General features: G+C 71.0%; 16 protein-coding genes and 1 pseudogene. 14 read left to right on the forward strand and 3 right to left on the reverse strand.

Going from position 1 to position 22,836, the window contains the following annotated elements; all coding sequences use genetic code 11:
- The first annotated feature begins 46 nt into the window (after positions 1-46).
- Both AB0C21_RS17400 and AB0C21_RS17405 read left to right on the forward strand, forming a co-directional pair.
- Positions 47-760 (forward strand): TcmI family type II polyketide cyclase, encoded by a 714-nt coding sequence (locus AB0C21_RS17400; protein ID WP_500205140.1) that lies wholly within the window; start codon positions 47-49, stop codon positions 758-760.
- Positions 757-1,914 (forward strand): cytochrome P450, encoded by a 1,158-nt coding sequence (locus AB0C21_RS17405; RefSeq protein ID WP_500205142.1) that lies wholly within the window; start codon positions 757-759, stop codon positions 1,912-1,914. The genes AB0C21_RS17400 and AB0C21_RS17405 overlap by 4 nt, the downstream gene beginning before the upstream one ends.
- A gap of 11 nt (positions 1,915-1,925) precedes the next feature.
- Here AB0C21_RS17405 and AB0C21_RS17410 read toward each other — a convergent pair whose 3' ends face one another.
- Complete coding sequence (locus AB0C21_RS17410; protein ID WP_500205144.1) at positions 1,926-2,930, reverse strand: effector-associated domain 2-containing protein; 1,005 nt, start codon at positions 2,928-2,930, stop codon at positions 1,926-1,928.
- 211 nt (positions 2,931-3,141) lie between these two features.
- Here AB0C21_RS17410 and AB0C21_RS17415 point away from each other — a divergent pair, with 211 nt between their 5' ends.
- The 4 genes from AB0C21_RS17415 to AB0C21_RS17430 all read left to right on the forward strand — a co-directional run bounded on the left by AB0C21_RS17415 (position 3,142) and on the right by AB0C21_RS17430 (position 11,082).
- Positions 3,142-4,722 carry a VMAP-C domain-containing protein gene (locus tag AB0C21_RS17415; protein ID WP_500205146.1) on the forward strand — a complete coding sequence of 527 codons (1,581 nt, stop codon included), beginning with the start codon at positions 3,142-3,144 and terminating at the stop codon, positions 4,720-4,722.
- A gap of 416 nt (positions 4,723-5,138) precedes the next feature.
- Complete coding sequence (locus AB0C21_RS17420; protein ID WP_500205147.1) at positions 5,139-6,050, forward strand: AAA family ATPase; 912 nt, start codon at positions 5,139-5,141, stop codon at positions 6,048-6,050.
- 20 nt (positions 6,051-6,070) lie between these two features.
- A complete protein-coding gene (gene fxsT / locus AB0C21_RS17425; protein WP_500205340.1) occupies positions 6,071-10,522 on the forward strand; it encodes an FxSxx-COOH system tetratricopeptide repeat protein in 4,452 nt (1,483 codons plus the stop codon).
- Positions 10,523-10,872: 350 nt separating this feature from the next.
- Positions 10,873-11,082: a DUF397 domain-containing protein gene (locus tag AB0C21_RS17430; protein ID WP_353818868.1), complete on the forward strand. Its 210-nt coding sequence runs from the start codon at positions 10,873-10,875 to the stop codon at positions 11,080-11,082.
- Between the two features lie 87 nt (positions 11,083-11,169).
- Here AB0C21_RS17430 and AB0C21_RS17435 read toward each other — a convergent pair whose 3' ends face one another.
- Complete coding sequence (locus tag AB0C21_RS17435) at positions 11,170-11,379, reverse strand: DUF397 domain-containing protein (protein ID WP_353818869.1); 210 nt, start codon at positions 11,377-11,379, stop codon at positions 11,170-11,172.
- 389 nt (positions 11,380-11,768) lie between these two features.
- Here AB0C21_RS17435 and AB0C21_RS17440 point away from each other — a divergent pair, with 389 nt between their 5' ends.
- The 7 genes and pseudogenes from AB0C21_RS17440 (at position 11,769) to AB0C21_RS17470 (ending at position 18,748) form a co-directional block, all read left to right on the forward strand.
- Positions 11,769-11,999 (forward strand): hypothetical protein, encoded by a 231-nt coding sequence (locus AB0C21_RS17440; protein ID WP_500205148.1) that lies wholly within the window; start codon positions 11,769-11,771, stop codon positions 11,997-11,999.
- 814 nt (positions 12,000-12,813) lie between these two features.
- A complete protein-coding gene (locus AB0C21_RS17445) occupies positions 12,814-13,662 on the forward strand; it encodes an ABC transporter permease (protein WP_500205150.1) in 849 nt (282 codons plus the stop codon).
- Positions 13,635-14,357: pseudogene (locus tag AB0C21_RS17450) on the forward strand (ABC transporter ATP-binding protein); the annotation flags it as partial. The gene AB0C21_RS17445 and the pseudogene AB0C21_RS17450, both read left to right, overlap by 28 nt.
- Before the next feature lie 191 nt (positions 14,358-14,548).
- Positions 14,549-16,117, forward strand: a complete 1,569-nt coding sequence (locus AB0C21_RS17455; protein WP_500205152.1) for an FAD-dependent oxidoreductase — start codon at positions 14,549-14,551, stop codon at positions 16,115-16,117.
- Positions 16,114-16,458 (forward strand): 4Fe-4S binding protein, encoded by a 345-nt coding sequence (locus AB0C21_RS17460; protein ID WP_500205154.1) that lies wholly within the window; start codon positions 16,114-16,116, stop codon positions 16,456-16,458. Before AB0C21_RS17455 ends, AB0C21_RS17460 begins: the two co-directional genes overlap by 4 nt.
- Before the next feature lie 36 nt (positions 16,459-16,494).
- Positions 16,495-17,466 carry an ABC transporter substrate-binding protein gene (locus AB0C21_RS17465; protein ID WP_500205155.1) on the forward strand — a complete coding sequence of 324 codons (972 nt, stop codon included), beginning with the start codon at positions 16,495-16,497 and terminating at the stop codon, positions 17,464-17,466.
- Positions 17,467-17,767: 301 nt separating this feature from the next.
- Positions 17,768-18,748 (forward strand): DUF4190 domain-containing protein, encoded by a 981-nt coding sequence (locus tag AB0C21_RS17470; RefSeq protein ID WP_500205157.1) that lies wholly within the window; start codon positions 17,768-17,770, stop codon positions 18,746-18,748.
- Positions 18,749-18,821: 73 nt separating this feature from the next.
- Here AB0C21_RS17470 and AB0C21_RS17475 read toward each other — a convergent pair whose 3' ends face one another.
- A complete protein-coding gene (locus AB0C21_RS17475) occupies positions 18,822-20,723 on the reverse strand; it encodes a carboxypeptidase-like regulatory domain-containing protein (RefSeq protein WP_500205159.1) in 1,902 nt (633 codons plus the stop codon).
- 173 nt (positions 20,724-20,896) lie between these two features.
- Between AB0C21_RS17475 and AB0C21_RS17480 the strand changes: the two genes are divergently transcribed.
- Positions 20,897-22,801, forward strand: a complete 1,905-nt coding sequence (locus tag AB0C21_RS17480) for a TolB-like translocation protein (RefSeq protein WP_500205160.1) — start codon at positions 20,897-20,899, stop codon at positions 22,799-22,801.
- Positions 22,802-22,836: the final 35 nt, after the last annotated feature.

Raw genomic sequence — 22,836 nt, forward strand, 5'->3', positions numbered from 1 at the left:
CGCCAGCGGCCGGCTCCGGCCGGACCCGAAGCCGAGGAGGACGAGCATGCTCCCGTACCCCCCGCCCCCGACCCACCGGGCGGTCATGATCCGAAAGATCGCGCCCGGCGCCCGGGACGCCGTGGCGGCGGCGTTCCGCGAGCACGACCGCACCGACCTGCCCCGCCGCATCGGCGTCGCGCGCCGGACCCTGCTGACCTACCACGACCTGTACATCCACCTGGTCGAAGGCGACGCATCGTTCAAGGACGCCATGTACGCAGCGGCCGACGACCCGCTGTTCCGCGAGATCGACGCCAGGCTCGCGACGCTGCTCGTCCCCTATGACAAGGACCGCCCGGCCATGCGCCAGGCGCAGGCCGAGGAGTTCTACCACTGGTCGGACGACCGGCGGCAGGCGACGTACCGGCTGCTGCTGGAGATCCGCATGGACGAGGCGCGCGGCACGGAGTTCGAACGGGTCTGGCACCGGATGTCCGCCGTCGCCGCCCGCCACCCCGGCTGCGTCGCGCAGTCGCTGTCGCGCGACGCCGCCGACCCCGGCGCCTACCACCTGGTCAGCGACTGGACCGACGAGGCGGCCCACACGAACTTCGTCGAGTCGCCCGAGCACCGAGCGGTCGCCGACACGTTCCGCGAACTGGGCGCCACCGTCCGCGCGACCCGCACGCACATCCGCGACCACCATGCCGGCTCGGACACCCCGGCCCGAGAAGAAGGCATCACCCCGGCGTCGACGGCGAGGCAGGGAGAGCGGTGACCGCCGAGACACCGCCCCTGATCGGCGACATCCGCACGCCCGGCCCGGTCGCGCGCGTGCGGATGCCGTCGGGCGACATCGGGTACGTGGTGACCCGGGCGGCCGAGGCGCAGCACGTCCTGGCCGACCCGGCGTTCAGCAGCGCGGCGTCGTTCCTTCCCCGCACCCCCACCGACGCCGGCGGCGACCCGGTCGGCGCCGGCCGCGTCCTGTTCGACATGGACCCGCCCGAGCACACCCGGCTCCGGCGGGTGGTCGCCCGGGCGTTCACCCGCCGCCGCGTCGAGTCGATGCGGGAGGACATCGCGGACGCCGTCGACGGACTGCTGGACGAGATGGCCGCGGGCGGGCGGCCCGCCGACCTCGTCCAGTCGCTCTGCGCGCCGCTGCCGCTCACCGACATCTGCCAGCTGCTCGGCGTCCCCTACAAGGACCGCGCCTCCTTCCGCGCCTGGGCCGAGACGATCGTGTCGGTGCGCGGCCACACCCGGGAGGAGATCGACCGCGTCCGGGCGGCGATCTACGGCTACATCGTCGAACTGGTCGCGGCCAAGCGCGCCGAACCCGCCGACGACCTCCTCAGCGAGATGCTCACCGCGCGCGACCAGGAGGACCGGATCACCGAGCGGGAACTGGTCAGCCTCGCCGTCACCCTGCTGATCGCCGGGCACGGCCCCACGATGAACCAGCTCGGCCGCTGCGCGCACGCCCTGCTGACGAGCCCCGGGAAGTACGCCGCGCTTTGCCGTGACCCGAGCCTGGTGGAGTCGGCCGTCGAAGAACTGCTGCGGACGGTGCCGTCGGTGCCGGTCCCCACCCCCCGCCTGGCCCTACGGGACGTGGAGGTGGGCGGGGTGACGATCCCCGCCGGGAGCGTGGTCGCGGTGTCGGCGATAGCGGCCAACCACGATCCCGCCGTCTTCACCGACCCCGAGGTGACGGACCTCGCCCGCACCGACAACAAGCACATCACCTTCGGCCACGGCCCGCACTTCTGCATCGGATCCCACCTGGCCCGAACCGAGCTGCGAGCCGCTCTCACCGCCCTGACAAGGCGCTTCCCCGACCTGCGCCTGGCCGTCCCTCCCTCAGCCGTCGAATGGCGCAAAGACTCCCTCTTCCACGGCCCCCTGGAACTCCCCGTGACCTGGTGATTCAGCCGATGTCAGGGGGCGCGGCCGATCAGTCTGGCCACCGTGGCGTCCAGGGCCTGGACCTGTGACGACTCCCCGGCGTACGCGTGGACGAGCGCGAGGAACTCCTCCAGCCCGCCGGGGAACTCCAGGCACGTGCGGACGATGGAATGGACGTCCAGGTGGGGCTGCGTGCGGCGCGGAATGCGGATCGCGATGTCCTTGCGCAGGTCGTCGACGATCTGCTGGCGGCCCTCGGCCGTCGTCAGCAGCGGAATGTCCATGAGGCGGTCCACGATCTCGAAGAGCCCGGGGACGCGCGGGCCGTCCGCCTCGTCCGGCAGAGGGCGGGCCTCGGGCCCGGAGGCCGCCGGTCCGCCGCCGTTGGCCGGAAGCGGCCCCACTCGCGCGGGCGTCCCCGCCGGTGCCGGCGAGCCCCCGCCGCGAACGCAGAGCCAGGCGGTGGTGTCGGTCTCCTTGAGGCGCACGCCGATCGGACTGAACTCCGTGGGGTCGATGGCGCCGCGGCCATGCTGGATCACCGCGCCGTAGAACTCGTCGGACGCGAGGACCCCCAGGTCGGCCGGTACGGCGGCGAGAGCCTCCTTGAAGGACGGCGCGTCCAGGAGCCGGCTGACGTGGTTGACGGTGGTACCGACCATGCCGTTGTCATCGGTTTCGAGCGGCCCGCTGTGCAGCGCGATCCGCAGCCGCATCCGCGCGTGCTCCGCCGCGAGTTCGTTGTGCCTGCGGAGGGCGCCGCGCAGATGGTCGGGCAGCGGGTGGACAAGGCGGGACGGGTCGCAGGACGGCGGCAGCACGACGATGGCCCCGTCGCCGCGATCCTCCCGGTAGCAGCCGTCGAAGGGCAGGCCCGACTCCTCGAAACAGTTCCGCAGGGTGGTGTAGAGGACCTCCCGCAGATGGCTCTGGACGTGGTCGGGGCGTTTGCCGAAACCGATGATGTCGCAGACGAAGAGCGTGCAATGGCCGGTCGGGGTCCACCCGGTCCCCGCTTCTCCGGAGCCGTTCCGCATGACCTCTGATGCCCCTTGAAGTTGGATTGCCCCCAACTGTGCACGCATGGTGCTCGCTCCGGCAAGTACCGTGCCGAGCGGCCGTGCCGGTGAATGGGCGCCGTTGCGGTTGTGTGGTAAATCCCATTGTGTCCGGCGACGCAGAACTACCGGATGATCGCGGCCTACATTGACTGGCGGAACGGCCGAGGGGCGGGAAGGCAGACGGCGCATGGCGGACGAGGAGACGAGGTCACCGGCCCTGGTGCCGCAGACGGCGATGTCCTTGGGGCATGCGCAGGAGCAGATCCGCACGGAGCCGTCCACCGCCGACATCGTCGCGCTGCTCACCGACATACCGGATATGCGGGAGGCGGGCGGGCGCTCCATCGTCGTGCATTACATCAGCGAGCACGTGCGCGCGCCGCTGCTGCTGCCGGACCATCCGCAGCCGAGGTATTACCTCTACAACCTCGTCCTCGCCTGCCGGGAAATTCCCGACGGGCTGCAGTTGCTGGTCCGCGCGGTCGAGTTCGTGGCCGGCCCGACCGCGGCCGTGGCGCGGCTGAAGCGCATGATGAGCCCCGTCCGCGCCCACTTGGAACCGGTCGTCGAGACCCAGATCGAGGACCTCCTGACCGGCCTGCGGATACGGTCCCTCACCCGGCTCTATGTGGCCGCCACCGGGAACAGCATCGCCACCGTCCCGTTCCGGCTCACCGACGCATGGGACGCGTTCTCGGCCCTCCTCGACCACAACACGGCTCCCGGGAAACCTTCGCCGCACCTCATATTCGTCGCGATGCTGCTGCAGACCATGCAGACACGGCAGTCGGCGGGAAGCGCCGGGACCGAGGAGGCATGGCGGCTCAAAAGGCTGCGCGAGTGGCTGGCGATGCAGACGGAGCAGCTGCGCGGCGACGGCAACGTCGCGCAGGCCGACTACCTCGACCGGATGCGGGACCGTTCCGGGGTGCTCGCGACGCGCGCCGACAAGCCCATCTACCTCATCATCCAGCTCGAACCGCTGCCGGACCTCGTCGGGGACGAGATGATGTGCCGGCTCTCGCACTGGCGGCAGATACACCCGCTCGAATGGCGCCCCGAGCCGGGGGAGGACCGGGTGGTCCCGCTGAGCGCGGTGCGCGAGCACGTCGGCGACCTGATCCACGAGGCCGAGCGCGGCTGGGCCTACGAGCTCGACGACTCCCTGGTGCTGGAGTTCGTGCTGCCGCTGCACATGATCAATCTCGATGTGGACCAGTGGACGCGTGATGTCTCCGAGATGCCCGATCCGCCTCCGCTCGGCGCGGAGTACGAGATCCTCGTCCGGTGCCAGGAGAGGCTGCGCGAGCTCGGAATCCACCGCGCCTGGCGGCAGCGCTGGCAGGTGCTCGTCGACGCCGTCGACGGCGTCACCTACTGGGCCGCTCCGGGAGAGCCCGCCCACCCGCGTCCGATGGGCGATCGGCTGCTGAGCAGCCGGGAGATCGTCGCGTGCGTGCTGAGCGGTCCGCCCGATCGCGAGCCGGGCCGGAGCGAACTCTGGAAGGCGCTGCGTGCGGGAGTGCCCGTGGTGCTCTGGCACCGGGCGGATCAGCTGGCTCCGGAAACGCGGGAGGCGGTGCGGCAGGTCGTCGACCGTCCCGACATCAGGGGCCTGCCCACCGACATCAAACGGCTGCGGGGAAACGCGCCGTCCTCGGAGGTCCATAATGGTCGCTCCGCCTTGGAGGTGACCCTCCTATGGGACGACCCGAACCACTTCTTGGACGATGCCCGTGCTCTGCGGGCCCCGGCATCCCGGACGTGACAGTCGGCACGAGGTGAGCGATAAACGGTCGCGGCCGTCCGCGTCCTTCAAAACCTTGCGAAGGGTCGCCGCAAAGGGGATGCTCGACCTAAGGTGGCCTTCACCGGTTCTGCCCGAGTTCGAACCTCCATCGCAAGGACCCATAGCCACATCAGAAGGGGACATCGTCGATGGCCGCTGACGAGCCGCCCGAGGTCCCTCACCCTCGTGACGCGTCCATGCCCGCCGGCCCGGGGGACGCCGCCAAGGACGCCCGGGCCGCGTGGTGGATCTATCGCGGCAACGGGCGCCCCCTGCCGGCCGGACGGTTCGCCGCGGCGCTGCCTCCGCCGCCCCCGTGGCGCGCCTTCGACGGTGGCCCACCGCTCCCGCCTCCGCCCGACGACGAGCGCGACCTGGTCCGCCGGCTCGGCCCCGTGAGCGCGCGGCCGCGGCTGGCCGACCCCGCGGAGGTCGACGCCGTCAACGCCGCGCTGTTCCTGCGGCGGCCGCTTCTGGTCACCGGTGAGCCGGGCGTCGGGAAGTCCACCCTCGCCTACCGGATCACCCGCGAGCTGGGGCTCGGACGGGTGCTGCGCTGGCCCATCGGCAGCCGGAGCACGCTGCGCGACGGACTCTACGAGTACGACGCGATCGGCAGGGCGCAGGACGCCGCGACGGGCCGCAGGATGCTCGCGGGCCAGGCCGGGGACTTACCGGAAGCACAGGTCGGGGATGATCCGGCCGTCGCCGCTCTGACCGACGCCGGAGTGGGGCACTACCTCAGGCTCGGCCCGCTGGGCACCGCGCTGCTGCCTTACGAGCTGCCCCGTGTGCTCCTCATCGACGAACTCGACAAAAGTGACATAGACCTACCGAACGACCTTCTCGACGTTTTAGAGGAGGGCGAATACGGAATCACCGAACTCTCCCGCATCAGTGCCCGCGAACCCGTGGTGAGAGTCCACACCGCCGATCCGGACGGCACGGCGGAAATCGTGCGGGGAAACGTGCGTTGCCGCGCGTTTCCCATCGTGGTCATCACCAGCAACGGCGAGCGCGAGTTCCCGCCCGCTTTCCTGCGCCGGTGCCTGCAGTTCTCGATGAAAGAGCCCGACGAGACCCGGCTCGCCGATATGGTGGCGGCGCACTTCGCCGAGCGGTCCGACGAACGCACCCGGCGGCTGGTGCGCAGTTTCCTGGAGCACCGCAGGAGCCACCGCGGGCTCGCCGCCGACCAGTTGCTCAATGCCGTCTACCTCGCGGCCTCCGGCGCGCGGGATCCGGACCCCGGCTGGGAACGGCTTCTGGATCTGATCTGGCAACGGTTGGAAGTGGCGCCTGAGTGAGCGAACGGATCGGAGACCGAGTGGCGCAGGGCGCGGGACGTTCCGACGCCCCGGCCGGTCCTCCCGTTTGGCACGAGGTCTCCGACGCCATCTGGCTGGCCGCGCAGATGAACGCGGCCGCCCTCGCGGCGGGCCGCGAGGACGGCGACGCCGCCCGGCACGCACCTCGGGCCGAGCGTCCGCGGGCGCCCGGCGGCGGATCCCCTGACGCCGATCGCGCCGGCCCTGCGGAGGGCGACGCCCGGAACGGGGCGTCGCGCGACACCTCCGGCCGCACGGGTCCGCCGACGCCGCCGGCGACGCGTAACGGAGTGACGGCTGGTCCACCGGTCCCTCGGCCGCATCGAGGGCCGGGCCGGAACGGGCATGGCGCTCCCGCGCCTTTTCCTTTCTCCGTGCGGAGCGATCCGTTCACCGGAGTACGGCCGCTGGCCGACCGCCGCCGCCTCGAACAGGCGCTGCGCCCCTTCAAACGGGCGGTCGCGTCCCGCCGGGGGGAACTGGAGCTGGACGACGAGGCGACCGCGGTCCGCGCGGCCGAGGACGGGCTCTGGCTGCCCCAGACACGGCCCGTCCCCGAACGCTGGCTCGATCTCGACGTCGTCGTGGACGACGGGCGCCTGGCCGCGCTCAACCGGCCTACGACCGATCGGTTCATCGAATGCCTCGGGGCCGTCGGCGCCTTCGGAATGATCCGTACGCACCTGCTCGACACCGACGCCTCCGGGACGGCGCCGCTGGCGCTGCGCGAGCCTGGACCGCTGGCCGCGGCGCGCGATCCCGCGGGGCTCACCTCCCGGGGCCGCCGTGACCGGCGGCTCATCCTGGTGCTGACGGACGGGATCGGAGACGCCTGGCACTCGGGGGCCGCTCAGCGCCTGCTGGCCGGGTGGGGGCGGCACGCCCCGATCGTGTTGATCAATCTGCTCGCCCGGCGCCAGTGGCGGCGCACGGGTCTCGCCACCCGGCCGGCCAAGCTCTACACGGAGGCGCCCGCGATCGCCAACCGCCTCTACCGCGTGTGCTACCCCGCGCCGCCGCTCGGCGGTGACCCGGGGACCGCGGCGCCCCAGGCGGACCGTGCGCAGGTCCACGTGCCGGTGATCGAGCTGGAGCCCGGCCAGCTCGCCGGCTGGGCGGCGTTCGCCGCGGCGCGCCGCAGCGACTGGCACGGCGCGGTCGCCGTCTGCGGAGCCCCACCGGAGCCCTCTCCGGCCGCGGATATGGCGGACATGCCGGAGTTCCCGGCCACGGAGGCGTCGGCGCCCGAGATCGTCCGGCGGTTCCGCGCGGCGGTCAGCCCGACGGTGTACGCCCTGGCGGTGCACCTGGCCGCGGCGCCGCTGAACGCTCCCGTCATGCGGCTCGTCCAGCGCACCATGCTTCCGGAGTCGCGGCCCTCGGACCTGGTCGAACTGGTCGGCAGCGGGCTGCTGCACCGGGTACGGCCCGAGCCCGGGCCGGAGGCCGACGCGCGGGACGAGGTCGTCTTCGACTTCGGTCCGGGGATCCGCGACGAGCTCCTCGCCGGAGGGCGCCGTTCCGACACGACACGGGTGCTGACCACGGTGGCCCGGCATCTGGGCGACCGCGTCGCCGGACTCCGCGAGTTGGCCGACCTGGTCACCGCGCCGGAGCGGGATGAAATGCCGGAGTTGACCGCCGAACTCGTGCCGTTCGCCGTTCCGGTCCTCCATGCGCTCCGAGCGCTTGCGGGGCCTTATCTGAGACCTGCCAGTGTGCTGGACGCCAAACTGCACGGCAAGGTGCTGGACGCAAAACTCCACGGCAAGTTTGACCCCTATTATGGAAAAAAGGATAGAGTCGTACGGGATGCGGGAAGGACTGGCTCCATGCAGTCGCTGGATATTGCCGCTCTCGACGAGCTCACCGGAACTGAGGATACTCTCAAGCCCCCCCACCTTGGAGTCGGTGTGACAGTTCGAGATATCCCGGAGAAAGTTGGGCGCAAGGCGGGCGAGCCGCCGCCCGTCTGGGGTAATGTACCTCCCCAGAACATCAGCTTCACCGGGCGAGAAGAGCTGCTGGAGCAGCTGCATGAGCGTCTTTCGATGGGGACGACGGCGGTCCTGCCCCAGGCGTTGCACGGAATGGGTGGAGTCGGTAAATCCCAGATAGCCATCGAGTATGTCTACCGCCATATGGCGGATTATGATGTGATCTGGTGGATCAGATCGGAACGGCCCGGCCAGATCCAGCAGGACCTCGCCGAACTGGCCGCCGAACTCGACCTTCCTGTCAGCCAGGAGGTCAACGTCGCGGTGCCGGCCGTCCGCGAGGCGCTGCGCCTCGGCCGCCCCTACCGCAATTGGCTGCTGGTCTTCGACAACGCCGAGGAACTGCAGGACGTCCGGGACTTCTTTCCGACCAACGGCCCGGGCAAGATCCTCGTCACCTCCCGCAACCAGGAGTGGACGAAGGTCGCCAGCTCGCTCGAAGTGGACGTGTTCGCCCGGGATGAGAGCAAGGCGCTGCTCCGCCTCCGGGGGCCCGAGCTGGCCGACGCCGAGGCGGACGAGCTCGCGGAGGTGCTCGGCGACCTTCCGCTGGCGATCGCCCAGGCCGGAGTCTGGCTCGCTGAGACGGGTATGCCGGTCGACGAGTATCTGCAGCTCTTCCGGGAGAAGCACGAGAAGGCGACCGAACTGCTGGCGGACGCCGCGCTGGTGGCCAACGAGCTGCCGGTCGCCGCCGCCTGGAACGTCTCGCTGGACCGGTTGCGGACGAGTGACCCCGCGGCGCTGCAACTGCTCCAGGTCTGCGCGTTCTTCGCGCCGGAGCCGATCTCGCTGCGGATGCTGTCAGGCGCGCGCAACGTCGAAGGTCCTCCCGAGCTGGTAGAGGCCCTGGGGGATCCGGTCAGGCGAGGGCGTGCGATCCGTGCGATCAACCGGTACGCGCTGGCCAGGATCAGCCACAAGCACAACACGATCATGCTGCACCGGTTGGTGCAGCGGGTCCTCGTCGGCCAGATCCCCGCCGGGGACGCGGAGGAACTCCGCCGGTGCGGTTACCAGCTGATGGCCAACTTCGACCCGCGCGACCCGGCCCTGCCGGCCAACTGGCGGCGCTACGCGGACCTGCTGCCCCACATCCACTACTCGGGCATCGTCGGTTTCGACGACCCCTGGACGCGCCGGCTCGTCCTCAACGAGATCGACTTCCTGTTCCAGTGGGGCGACCACCGCGGCTTCCTCGAACTGGCGGAGACCGCGGTCAAGACCTGGACGGAGACGCTGGGCGAGGGGAACGAGCAGACGCAGGAGGCCATGCTCCACCTCGGCCGCGCCCTCCGCCTGCAGGGTCGGTTCGAGGAGGCGTACGGCCATCACGTCCGGGTCCGCGACCTGCGTGCCGAAGAGTACGGGGTGGACGACGAGCGCACGATCGAGGCGCAGCGCTTCGTTACTGCCGACCTGCGCTACCTGGGGCAGTTCAAGCAGGCGCTCGAGTACGACAAGCGCTCCTTCGAGGCGCTGCGCCGCATGTACGGCGAGGACGACCCGATCACGTTGCAGCAGGCGCATCTCTACGCCATCAGCCTCCGCCTCAACGGTGATTTCCGTGCGGCGCTCAATGTCGACCGGCAGACGTACGGGCACCTGATGAACATCTTCGGGGAGAACCACACCCGTACGTTGTCGTCGCTGGCGGCGATCGCCGTGGACGAGATGGAGCTGGGCAACTTCGATGTGGCGCGGGAGTTGACGAGACAGAACGCGCAGCGTCTCGAGTCCGCCTTCGGCAGCAGCTTCGCCGGTCTCGCGGAGAGCCTGACGGCGTTCTCCGTCATGGAGCGCAAAGCGGGTGACCACGAGCGCGCACTCGGCCTCTCCACCGAGGCGCTCGAACGCTACAACGAGCGCTACGGGGGGTATCACCCCGGCTCGATCTCCGCCGCTCTGAACCACGCGGTGAACCTGCGCCAGGTCGGCCGGCTCGCCGACTCGATCCACCTCGCGCGGGTGACGGCGGAGAACTTCCTGCGGATGTTCGGGCCCGAGCACCCCAACACACCGAGCGCGAACATCAACCTCGCGGTCGCCCTCCGGCTGAACGGGCAGCTCGAAGAGGCCAAGAAGCTGGACGAGACGGCGCTGGACATCCTGAACCGGGTCCTCGGTGCTGATCATCCGCGCAGCATCGTCTGTGCGATCAACCTGGCCAGCGACCACTACGCGATCGGCAATTTCCAAGAGGCCATGGAGAGGGACCGGCGGACCCTGGAGCGGGCGCAGCGCGTCCTCAGTGAGGAGCATCCCACCGCGCTCGCATGCATGTTCAACCTCGGGCTCGATCTACGCGCCCTGGGCGATGAGCAGGAGGCCGATGCGTTGACGGCGCGGGCCATCGACGGCATGCGCAGGGTGCACGGACCCCAGCATCCGGCCACCGCGGCCGCTCAAGAGGGAGTTCGTGCGGACTGCGATATCTATCCGATTCCGGTCTGACGGAAACCGAACAGGGGGCCGGAACTGCAGGCGCGTTCCGGTCCCCTGAGTCTGGCTCGGGACTGTTTCAATGTCAGTTGGACTGGGTAAGGATAATGCTCGACGCGACGCCCGGATGATGGGCGTTGGGATGTAATTCTCCGGATCTGGACACGACTATGCTCCCCGCGTATAGTGGGGGAGCAAATTTTGTATGCCCGCACAGATTGTTTATCTTCGGTAATTGTCGGCGATCACGTGAGCGTCGCGGGAATCCAGCCGATCCGGCCGCCGAGGGATCGGGCTCGCGGACAGCGCCGTCCTCTCTCACCGAGAACCACCGCGATGCTCCCCCGAGGACGGAAGAGGTAATGGGCGGTCAAGGAGACTGGGACAAGGCGTCTTGGCGCAAGAGTAAGAGATCCGGCTCGGACACAGGGTGCGTCTCCCTTGCCGCTTCCGCGTCCTACGGAGCCATTCGGGATACCAAGGAGCCTCAGCGGACGACCATCGTCCTACCCAAGGCCGTCTTACGCGGGATGTTGGACGAGATCAAGCGCGGAGCTTTTGACCTGCGGTGATGTGGTCGCTCTGTCGGTTGGAGGCGCGGCGGTCGCCGGTACGCTCGCGAGGTCCACTGCGGGATCCGCGCCTCCGCCTCCGTCTGCTCAGGCTTGGAAGCCGTCGGACTTGACCGCTTCCATGAACGCGCGCCAAGAGGCCATGGACAGCGACAGCCGCGGGCCCTCCGGGTCCTTGGAGTCGCGGATGGCGCGGGTGCTGCCGATCGACGCCACTTCCACGCACACCGCGAGGTCGGGGTCGCTGCTCCGGCTGCTCTTTCTCCAGACGGGCGCGGGCGCATTAGGATGACTCATGCGTAAATGCTCCTTGTGAAGAACTCCGGCGCCACCGGCAAGCGCGAAAGGGCATGCCCGGGCGGCGCTTGACCAGATTAATCTATCGTATGGAACCCACTATTCGGAACGGCCGAATCGTGAGGCCGTGGTGATATCGGCATTCTCGAGCAAGAAGTAGTTCAGTGTCTGGTGTTGCGCGGCAAGGTGGAGATGTCTGATGAAATGAAAATCTCCAATCCTGAGCGGGGCGGTCTGTGGCATGCTCGCCGTGGCCGAGGGGATCGCCAAGGCCATCTCCGACGGCGTGAACGTGGGCCGGCGACACCGATGCGGGAGGCCGTCACTGCGGGAGGCCGTCTGGGGCTGCCGGATGTTCCATCGGGCCGCCAGGCTTCACTTCCCCCAAAGTGATCGATGCCTCCCAGATCGCCGAGCTGGACGGCTTCGTGCTCCATCTCAGGTCTTTCGACGACGACCTTGGCCGGGCGGGGCTGGAGGGAACGGTGACCCGCGGCATCGCTTCGCTGCTGGGCGAGGTGATCCTGTCAGAGCGGACCGAGGAGGGTGAGACGGTCGCCGCACTGGGGTCGGCGGTACGAGTGATCGCGGCCGGTCGGCCGGGCGAATCCCTGCCGTAGACAGGAGCGGATTGATTCTTCATGGCCGCCGACGACTGGGGAAGCGCCTTTCATGAGCCGAACGGGGGCTGCGTCCATCTCAGGCGCCAGGTGTATCGCAAAAGTGCCGCGCTCCGAAAAAAATCCTTGGCGAATCGGACACCGGCCGCAGAAAGTGACTGGGAAGCCGCCGACCGCGATCGGCGGACTCTGGAACCTGGGTGAGCATCCATAGAGGAACTCCCCGATCAGGAATTCGACGGCGTCAGGGGCAGGGGCATCGGCCCGGGCGCCGGGGCGGCCTTGCGCTGGTGCCGGTGGTGCCGGTGCGGTCCGGCCGGCTGGTTCATGATCGCCGACGCCGCGTCGCGGGAGGGGTGCACACGGGGTCCTGTGTGAGATCGCGGCGTGTGCTCCGTAACGGACATCTGGGGTGGACTGTCCGTAGAGGTGGAGTCACGGTGCGTCTGCTCCGAGGTTCCCGAGTGGTGTGATCTGCGTAACCGTGAGGACGAGCGGTGAGGGGGAGCGTCTCTCATGTATTCCCAGGTAAAACAGTAGGTTTTATCGGAAAATATGCCGGCTGCGGGTGTCTTCGCAGGTGGTGGGGGATTTTGGGGGGTTCACAGGGGCGGGGGGCGCGTGCATGCTGTGGGCATGAACGCAGCGGAGGTCCTGGTGGCGAGGCGCCACGTCGACCTTCTTCGCGTGTGCAGCGCGTCCTGTTGAGCCGCTCTTTCGTGCGCCGACGCCACTGACCGGCGAACACCCTCTTCTTCTTTCGGCCGTCCTCCTGTGCCGCCTTCCTTCCGTTTCCCTCTTCCGGAGGTGCCCCATGTCCACCGACCTGCTCGATCCACCCCGCTCGGCGATTCCCGCGGCGGTGCCGCCCGAGATCGCCGCACGTTCCGGGGCCGTGCTGCCGGCTCTGCTGCGGCGGGCCCGCAAGGTCAGCGGCCTCGTCGTCGTCCTCGCGCTGTGGGAGGCCGGCGCCCGCGCGGGCTGGCTGGGCAGCACGACGCCTCCGCCCAGCGAGGTCGCCGTCCGCGGGTGGGAGATGGCGTCGTCGGGCGAGCTGTTCCAGAACCTCGGTGTCTCGTTGACGCGGGTCCTGAAGGGCCTGGCGATCGGGCTGCCGGCGGGGCTCGTCCTCGGCCTGCTCTCCGGGCTGTTCAGGATCAGCGAGGACGTCATCGACGCGCCGGTCCAGGCGGTCCGGATGCTCCCGCACCTCGCGCTGGTGCCGCTGTTCATCATCTGGTTCGGGATCGGTGAGACGTCCAAGGTCGGCCTGATCGCGGTCGGCGTCGTGTTCCCGCTCTACATCAACGTGTTCCACGGCATCCGGGGCGTGGACGAGCGGCTGGTGGAGTCGGCCCGGACCTGCGGGCTCGGCCGCCTCGGCCTCGTCCGGAAGGTCATCCTGCCCGGCGCGCTCCCGCAGATCCTCGTCGGCCTGCGCCTGTCGCTCGGTGTCGCGTGGCTGACGCTCGTCGTCGTGGAGCAGTCCGCGACGGCCAGCGGCATCGGCTTCGTCATCAACCAGGCCACCCAGTTCCTGCAGATGGACACGGTCTTCCTGGTGCTCGTCGTCTACGCGCTGCTCGGCGTGTCGACGGACCTGCTGGTGCGGATCATCGAGCGGCGCGCCCTGGCATGGCGCAGGGGACTGGTGGCGCGATGACGACGACGGTGGCGAGGGGGGTCCGCGTCCGCGGTCTCAGGCGGGTGTTCGGCGAGCGCGCCGTCCTGGACGGGGTGGACCTCGACATCGCGCCCGGCGAGTTCGTCGCGCTGCTCGGGGCGAGCGGCTCCGGGAAGAGCACGCTGCTGCGCGCGCTGGCCGGGCTGGACGGCGAGGGGAGCGGCGAGATCAGCGTCCCCGGAAGGCGCGCCGTCGTCTACCAGGAGCACCGCCTGCTCCCGTGGATCCGGGTGTGGGACAACGTCGTCCTCGGCCTGCGGGGACGCGGCCTCCGCAAGCGGGCCGAGGCGGCGCTGGCCGAGGTCGGGTTGACGGCCCGCGCCGACGCGTGGCCGCTCACCCTGTCCGGCGGCGAGTCGCAGCGCGTCGCGCTGGCCCGGGCGCTGGTGCGGACGCCCGACCTGCTCCTGCTCGACGAGCCGTTCGGGGCGCTGGACGCGCTCACCAGGCTCAACGCCCAGGCGCTCGTCGCCGACCTGTGGGCCGAGCACCGGCCCGCGGTCCTGCTGGTCACCCACGACGTCGAGGAGGCGCTCCTGCTCGCCGACCGCGCGCTGCTGCTCGCGGACGGCCGCATCGAGCGGGAGTACGCCGTCGGCCTTCCCCGGCCCCGGTCGCTGGACGATCCGGGTTTCATCGCGCTGCGGCGCGACCTGCTGGACGGGCTCGGAGTGCGAACCGTCCTCCAGCCCCCACCCGCCGCCATTCAACCGACGAGCTCCGCTCGACCGACCGTCCTCCAGCCCCCACCCGCCGCCATTCAACCGACGAGCTCCGCTCGACCGACCGTCCTCCAGCCCCCGCCCGCCGCCAATCAACCGACGAGCTCCGCTCGACCGACCCCTGCGACTGCCAAGGAGGCATCATGACCGACCTGACCGCCGACGTGCTCGTCGCGGGCGGCGGCCCCGCCGGAGCGTGGGCCGCGATCAAGGCGGCGGAGGCCGGCGCCGACGTCGTCCTCGCCGACAAGGGGTACCTCGGGACGAGCGGCGCGACGGCGTCGGCCGGGACCGGCGTCTGGTACGTCGAGCCGGACCCGGAGGCCCGGGAGGCCGCGATGGCCAGCCGCGAGGGCCTCGGCGGCTACCTCGCCGACCGCGGGTGGATGGCCCGCGTCCTCGACCAGACCTACGCGAACATGAACGAGCTGGCCGAGACCTCCAGGTACCCGTTCCCGGTGGACGAGAACGGCCGCCAGATCCGGCGCGGCCTGCAGGGGCCGGAGTACATGCGGCGGATGCGCGTGCGGGTCCGCCGGTCGGGAGTGCGGGTCCTCGACCACAGCCCCATCACCGAGCTGCTCGCGGACGACGCCGGCGCCGTCGCCGGCGCCGCCGGCTACCACCTGCGGGACGACCGGCCGTTCCGGGTGCGGGCGGGAGCGGTCGTGCTCGCCACCGGCGGGTGCGCCTTCCTCAGCAAAGCGCTGGGCTGCGACGTCAACACCGGGGACGGTGCGCTGTTCGCGGCGGAGGCGGGCGCGGAGATGTCCGGAATGGAGTTCTCCAACGCCTACGCGATCGCCCCGGCCTTCACGTCCGTGACCAAGACGGCGTTCTACTCGTTCGCCACCTTCTACCACGCGGACGGGACGGTTCTGGAAGGCGCGGGCAGCCAGCGGGGGAGGTCGGTGATCGCCCGGACGCTGCTCAGCGAACCCGTGCTGTGCCGCATCGACCGGGCCACGCCCGACCAGCAGCGGGCGATGCGGCTGGCGCAGGCGAACTTCTTCCTCCCGTTCGACCGCCAGGGCATCGACCCGTTCACGGACCTGTTCCCGGTCACGCTGCTGGCCGAGGGGACCGTCCGCGGCACCGGCGGCATCCGGATCACCGGAGCGGACTGCTCCACCTCGGTGGCCGGCCTGTACGCGGCGGGGGACGCCGCCACCCGCGAGCTGGTCTGCGGCGGCTTCACCGGCGGCGGCAGCCACAACGCCGCGTGGGCGATGTCGTCCGGAACCTGGGCCGGGCAGGGCGCCGCCCGGTACGCCGCCGGGCTCGGCGGACGCGCCGGGACGCGGACCGTGCACGCCCTCGGCGAGGCGGGCGTGAGGCCGACTGGCCATGCGTCCGGCGGGCACGCCGACTACGTCGCCGCCGTCCAGGCCGAGGTGCTGCCCTACGACAAGAACCTGCTGCGGCACGGCGACCGCCTCGCCCCGGCGCTGGACGTCCTGGACCGGACGTGGCGCGAACTGCGCGGCACGCTCCGCGAGGAGGGCGGCGGCGTCGTCCGGGCGCGGTCGGCCGCCGCGATGACCGCGCACGCCCGCTGGATGTACGGGGCCGCGCTCACCCGCACCGAGACCCGGGGCATGCACAAGCGCCAGGACCTCCCGGACCAGGACCCGGCCCAGCACCACCGGCTCGTCACCGGCGGCCTGGACGAGGTCTGGACGCGTCCGGAGACCGCGGCGGTGGCGTCGTGATCGAGATCGTCTCGCGGGAGCGGTGCATCGCCTGCGACAAGTGCGTCGACGTCTGCCCGACGAACGTCTTCGACCGCGGCCCGGACGGCATCGCCGTCATCGCCCGCCAGAGCGACTGCCAGACCTGCTTCATGTGCGAGGCGTACTGCCCGGTCGACGCCCTGTTCGTCGACCCGCGCTCGCACGCGCTGCCCGAGCCGCCCGACGAGGCGGCGCTCGCCGCGGACGGGACGCTCGGCGCCTACCGCGCGCAGATCGGCTGGGGCCGGGGACGCACCCCCGGCGCCAGGCTCGCGATCGGCCCTTCCCTGGGCCGGCCGGGCGCACCCCTCACCTCCTGAACCCCGCGACAAGAGATCACTGTGAAAGGCGACAACGTGAGACTTCCCAGAGTTCTGGCCGCCGGCCTCCTCGTCCTCGCCGCGGCGGCGTGCGGCTCTTCCGAGGCCGACAGCGGCTCCGGGACGCTCCGCATCGGAGTGATCGGGGCAGGTGCCGGCAACAAGCTGACCCGCGCCGTCGGGTTCCTCGACCAGCGCGGCGGGCTGCTGCCGGAGCTGAAGGCCGCCGGCATCACGAAGATCAAGGTCGCGACGTTCCCCAACGGTCCCGACCTGAACCAGGCCCTCGCCGGCGGCTCCCTCGACATCGGCCAGTACGGGGACACCCCCGCGCTCATCGGCCGGGGGCAGGGCCTGCCGACTCGCCTGCTGTCGCTGAACTCGGTCCGCCTGGACGCCGCGATCGTGGCGAAGAAGGACGGCGGCCCGGCGTCCCTCAAGGACCTGGAGGGCAAGCGCATCGGCGTCCAGACCGGCTCCTACATCCACCGCTACCTGCTCGGTGCGCTGGAGCAGGCCGGGGTGCGGCCGAAGGAGATCATCCACATGTACACGCCGGCGATCATCGCGGCGCTGGAGAAGAACTCGATCGACGCGGGCGGCCTGGTCGCCGCCGACCAGGCCGCGCAGGAGCAGAAGGGCTACAAGTCGATCGACGTCGCGTCCCGGGACCATCCGGACCTGCTCGGCACGTCCGTCACCGTCGTGACGGAGAAGTACCTGGCCGGGCACAAGGACATCGTCCGGGTGTGGCAGAAGGCCGAGACCAAGGCCGCGCAGGCGGCCAAGGCCGACTGGCCCGGCTACACCGCGTACGTGGCCAGGACCGGCGGGTACGCCGCCGACATCTCGGTCAAGACGACGCTGAAGGAGCAGCTGCCCGACGAGCCCTTCCCCGCCGAGGGACTGAAGCTGCTGGAAGGCACCAAGACGTTCCTCGTCCAGCAGGCGCTCATCAAGAAGGACTACACGCTCGACTCCTGGCCGGCGCCCGGGGCGAGGCCGTGAAACGAGCGGGAAGAGCGCCCCGCCGTCGACCTTCGAGGTCTGACCGGCCGCCGCGCCGGCGGGTTTCGGGGGGCGCTCCTCCCGCTTCGTCTCAGGCCCTGTGCGGGTACTGGGAAGGACGATCGAGTTCGACGCGCGGAGACCTCGCCGACCCTCCGGTCTACGTCTACCGCCGCAATCGCGGAACCGTCGGACTCCTCGGAGACTCCCGCTCAGTGCCGACCACCACACTGCGAACCCCTACCTGAGCCGCCCCTTCCGTCGCGTCCAGTTTGTGATCTTGCCGCCGTAGGCTCCTCCGATGGCGAAGCCGCCCGATGCCGACGATGTCCCGGAGTCCGCGGAGTCCGACCCGCCGGCCGCCCCTGCCCGACCGAACCGGTCAGCGGTCATCGCGCTGGTCACCGGTGCCGTCGGGTTGGTGGTGATCGCGATCGGCTTCGCCGTCGCCGCACTAGTCCAGACGCGTCGGCGTGGTGAGAAGGGGCGAGGCCTCGCCCTCGCCGCCCTGGCCGTGTCGGCTGTCTGGCTTGCCGCGGTGACGGTGCTGCTGGTCACCATCGGGGGAGACGCGGACGAGGAGCCCCCCGCGCGAGCGGCGGAGGGGCCGCGGGCTTCGGCCCTGGCGGAGGGGGACTGCTACACGGACTTCCGGCAGGCGGGAGCGAAGGTCTTCGCGCGGGCTGGGCCGTGCACGAGACCCCACCAGGGAGAGGTTGCCGCCAAGCCGGACCTGCCCGTCCTCGACTATCCCGGGGATCGGCGCTTGGCCGCCGAGGGCGAGAAGGCGTGCCGGGTTCAGTCGTCGTCCCTCTACGCGGCCGGTCGTGGCGACGAGTTCACGCTGTTCGTCGCCCGTCCGGACAAGAAGGAGTGGGAGAGCGGCGAGCGGACCGTGACGTGCCTCCTCCACTACACCGGCGGCCCGAAGGACTTCCGGCTGGAGAAGCAGTGGAGTCCGCGGTCCTTGCTGGCCGTCGGCGACTGCGTCGGGACTTGGAGCGATACGGCCGAAGTGGACATCGTCGACTGCACGACGGAGCACGAGGCCCAGGTGTTCGCGAAGCTCACGCTGCAGGGCGAGAAGGGCCCGGACGAGGAGGAGGTGTACGCGCGCTGCGCCGAGCGGGCACGGCGGATCTTCGGTCCGAAGCCGCCGGCGCATCTGCTGCTGCGCCTCGGAGGGCCGAACGAGCGGGAGTGGGCGGGCGGGGAGAAGTACGCCCTCTGCCTTGTCGCGGGCAAGGACGGCCCGCTCAGGCGCTCGGCGGTCCCGGAGTGAGACCGGTGGGGCGGGCGTTCTGCGTGCCCCACCGGTGCTCGCGGCGACGGCGCTGCCGTCCTTCGTCCTCGGCTCAGCCGGTCGAGGGACGGGTCGAGGCCGGTTTGAAGCCGCCGGCCGTGGCGGTGACCTTCGCGCTGCCGGCTGGGACGTAGGCCACGCCGTCCGCGTCGGTGGGGACCGTTCCGGACGCGGTGGAGACCGCGGCGCCGCGGACGGGACGGGGGGTCGGGTCCCGGGGGACGGTCGCGGTGACGCGGACCCGCACGGTTCCGGCAGGCGACCGGCCGCCGGCGGCGACCGCCAGCGGCGGCTGGTGGATGCCCGGGCAGTCGGCCTGGGTGGGGACGCCCGACAGGCGGCGTCCGTTGATCTCGCTCTCCACGGTGCCGGTGAACTTCGCGGGCGGCCGGACGGTGAGCGAGCCGCGCAGGTGACCGTGGTTCCGGCCGGTGGCCTTGAGGTCGGCCTTCCACGTGGCGATCGCGGCCGAGAGCGGGGTCGTCAGCGACTCGGTGCCGGTGACGAAGCTGCGGCCGTCGTCGGAGTAGCGGTCGTACCGGACGCTCCACGATCCGGCCAGGAAGGTGCCGGTGAAGGTCAGGCGGGCGGTGCCGCCCTTGGCCCCGTGGACGGTCCGGTCGCGGATCTGGCGTGACGCCACGCCCCGGTACTTCAGATAGGGAACGGTCGACTTGGACAGGTCCAGGGTGTCCAGGTCGACGACCGGGGTGGGCTTGACGGGCTTGCGCGTGGGGAAGCGCAGCGTCCGGACACGTATCTCTGGATCGTCGTCCTTGCCGCCGGTCGTGGAGGTCACGTGCTCTTCGGCGATGACCGCGCGGGTGCCGTCGGGGAACCACGCCCAGGAGCGGATGGCCCAGTCGTCGGCGGTGACGATCGGCTGGCCGCCGTAGGTGCCGCGCTGGCCGGCGCGGTCCATCAGCCACCGCTCGTTCATGCAGCGGCGGTTGTTCCACAGCCCGACCCGGCCGATCTGGGCGAAGGCCGCCATGTCGATGAACGGCGGGCGCTGGAGCTGCGTGAACACCTCCATGCGGTCCAGGCCGCGGGCCGAGGTGTAGGCGAGCCACCGGTCGTCGGGGGTCGGGTCGATCATCTCGTTGTAGTCGAGGTCGGTGGTGAGCCGGCGGCGCTGCCCGGTGGCCATGTCGAGCGCGACCATGTCGTAGTTGAGGGCGGTGAGGGTCGTGCCGATCTTGAGGGTGCGCCCGCCGTCCATCCACTGGCCGGCCTCGTAGTAGGCGCCGGCGGCGGCCCAGTCGGCGGGGTCGTCGCCGAGCCGGAAGGCGGGGTTGACGACGCGGGGCTCGACCACGTGGTAGCCGTCGGGGCGGCGCACCAGGCGGCCGATCGTCATCCGGGGGCCTTCGAGGGTGCGGACCTCGGTCCAGCGGATGTGCTTGCCGTCGGGGTGGATCTGTGTGGCGCGGTTCTGGGCGCCCTCCTTCAGCCCGGGGATGGGGAAGCGGACGGGCCGGGTCGTGCCGGAGCGGCAGTCGTAGACGCTCGGCCTGCATTCCAGCACCTCGTACTGGACGTCGCCGATGCCGCCGCTGGAGCCTCCGGCGCCGGAGTCGTCGGGCACCTTCTCGACCCACAGGCGCTTGCCGTCGGGGAACACCTCCTTGCCGCGGGCGGTCTTCAGCTTTCCGCAGGTGATGCAGCTGAACCCGGTCCCGTCGGTGTTCATCGCGGCGACCTGCTGGGACCCCTGGTAGACGACGCTCAGGATCAGGTGCCGCCCGTCCGGGGCGAGAGTGACGCCCTGGGAGGAGGTCAGCTTCACCCCCGCGGGCAGCGGCACGTCCCGTTCGACCTCGAACGGCTCCAGCGGCGGGGTGGCGGAGTTCTGCGGAGCGGCGGCGAGCGACACCGGGCGGTCGGGCGCCAGGCCGTTCACCGCGGCGACGGCGAGCAGCGCGCCGGTGGCCGCGGCGGCTCCCAGCACCATGCCGCCTGTCCTCGCGGATCGTATGGTCCTCATGGCCGCTCACCCCAGCAGGGCCGGATGAGAATCGGTCGTGAGAAGCCCCGGAAACGCGCATGAGCGGGCGCGGGGGAACTCACACGGAACTCCCATAGCGTTGCCGACCGGTTCTGATCAGCGTCTGGTCGGCTCCCCGCATGAACCGAAGACTTTCTCGTCTCATCCCGGCGGTGGCCGTCCTCGGCGCCGCGACGCTGGCGGCCGGCTGCGCGGAGGGCCCGTCCGCGAGCGTCCTCGCCGGACGGATCCGGACGACCGTGCCCGCCCCGCTCGAACCCATCGAGGTGGCGTCCACGGTGAAGATGCCGCCGGGGGTCACGCTCGACTCCGGGCAGGCCAACTCCGTGAAGCTCATCGACCACGGCCGATGGGCCATCGCCAACATCACCTACCAGGGGAAGGCCCAGGTGGGCGCGGTGAAGCTGGACGGCTCCGGCGGTTTCAGCTGCATCAGCTGCGGGGTGCTGGACGGCGCGCGGGAGGCGTCCCCGTTCCCGGACGGCAGGCGCGCGCTCATGTCGGGAGCCGCGGACGGCACCGGCGACATCGACCACCAGGTGGTGGAGTGCGCGCCCAGCCTGCACGACTGCCGCAGCCGCACCGTGCTCCCCGTGAAGCTGCCGAGGGACGGGCTCAAGCAGGGGGCGCAGAACAGAGAGCCCCGACTGCACCCGGACGGCAAGCACCTGACATGGACCGAGGTCAGGATGACCGAGGGCCCGGTGATGCTGCTGGGCGGCCTGGAGCGGCGCCCGGACGGGTACACGGTCACACGGCCGCGCGTCCTGAACCCCGCCTACCGCCTGGGGACCGACCCGGGCGGATGGATCGAGGGCGGCCGCTACTACGAGACCGGCGGCGGCTGGCTCGACGGGGGCCGCACGCTGGTGTACCGGGCGACCGGCACCGCGCTGAACTACGACATCTGGGAACTGGACCTCGCGACGGGCGCCCGCCGCAAGATCACCGAGGATCTCGACTACAACGAGATCTACGAGGGCTCTCCCGACGGCGGCAGCAGCGCCTACGCCTCCGCCCGGGGCCTGGACCGGATGGACGCCTTCACCGCCTTCCAGCGGCCGACGTTCCTGGACACCACCGCGTTCGCCCAGATCGGGCGGGCCGCGCTGTGGAACAACCGCCGCTGCATGAACGAGCGCTGGCTGATGGACCGCGAGGGCCAGCGCGACGGGTACGGCGGGCAGCCCGTGGTCCTGCGGGACGGCTGGGTGATCCGCGGCTGGGACTGGTTCCCCGACGGCACCCGGGCCGTCGTCACCGAGGAGCCGTTCACCCCGAAGGCGGGCGGCGGGAGCCCCGGCGACGTCCGGATGGAGATCATCCGGTTCCCGTCCCGGCACCCCACCGCGCCGAAGCCGGCCGTGGACCTCGACACGGTCGACTACGCGCGCTGGTCGGTGCCGTACGGGGACTACCGGGGCCTCGCCTCCCGGCAGGTGCACGGGAAGAAGGCCAAGGGGCGCCGCTCCGGCACCGCGACGTTCGACTTCACGGGGACGTTCATGGCCGGGCGCTGGTCGGTGCGCTACGACCGGTACTCCGACGACGGCCGGACGTTCGTCACCGGGACCGAGTCGCTGACCACCCCGAGCCCGACGCTCGTCGGGACGTGGGCCGCCGACCTGAAGGCCACCGGCGAGCACCCCGGCTACCTGCGCGGCAGGTTCACGGTCTACAAGCCCGCCAGGTTCCGGGGAAAGGTCGAGAGCGAGGTGGACGGTGTGCGCCGCAGCGGACTGCCGACCCAGGCCGACTGCCCGGGGGTGAAGCAGCCGCCGCTGGAGGTCGCCCCGGTGTCGGCGGGCGCCAAGGGAATCGTCGTCCGGGTCACCGCGCGGGTCCCCGAGGATCCGCGGGCCCGCCCGGTGACCGGCGCCACGGTCACGGCCGGGGGCATGCGGGCCGTGACCGGCGATGACGGCATCGCCCGGCTGCGCGTTCCGGCGGCCGGGCCCGGCGGGGTCCGCGTCGTGGCCGCGGCCGGAGGGTTCCGGTCGGCGTCCACTGTCGTGCACGGCTGAACGAGAGCCGGGCGGGGCGAGTGGCGCGTTCTCGC

The organism is Spirillospora sp. NPDC049024 (genome assembly GCF_040649235.1).
In the GTDB taxonomy this organism is placed as follows: Bacteria; Actinomycetota; Actinomycetes; order Streptosporangiales; family Streptosporangiaceae; genus Spirillospora.